The 411-nt window shown below is 71.5% G+C and carries 1 protein-coding gene; it reads right to left on the bottom strand.

Going from position 1 to position 411, the window contains the following annotated elements:
- Positions 1 to 337 (bottom strand): ThuA domain-containing protein (locus tag G3I78_RS49550; RefSeq protein ID WP_203616590.1); only part of this gene is annotated, 337 nt, incomplete at its 3' end.
- Positions 338 to 411 lie beyond the last annotated feature (74 nt).

Below are 411 nucleotides of genomic sequence, written 5' to 3'. Positions count from 1 at the left end.
CCGCGAACTGCTCGCCCACCATCTGCAGGTAGTCGGTCGCGAGGCGGAACGAGTCCACGATCCCGCCGTGCCATCCCGCGAACCCGGTGCCGTTCCCGATCGCGGTGCGCAGCCCGCGCATCTCGTCCGGGAGGATCTCGCCCATCGTCCAGCACTGCACGACGAGGTCCAGGCTCGCCATGAACTCCTCGTCGGCGTACGACTCGAGCGATCCCTCGAGCGTCACGTCGTAGCCGGACGCCTCCAGGAACGGGACGAACAGCTCCGCCGCCTCCTCGGGTGCGTGCCCGGGCCAACCGCCCCGGACCACGAGCGCTCGACGGTCCCGCTCGGTCATGACTCCTCCTCGTGCCTCGTCACACTCGTCGCGCCCGCGTGTCGCGGGCAGCGGCCCCCGGCGACCGCGCTCAG

The organism is Streptomyces sp. SID13726 (assembly GCF_010548375.1).
Taxonomy (GTDB): Bacteria; Actinomycetota; Actinomycetes; order Streptomycetales; family Streptomycetaceae; genus Streptomyces.
This window is presented reverse-complemented; position numbering and strand designations above follow the sequence as displayed.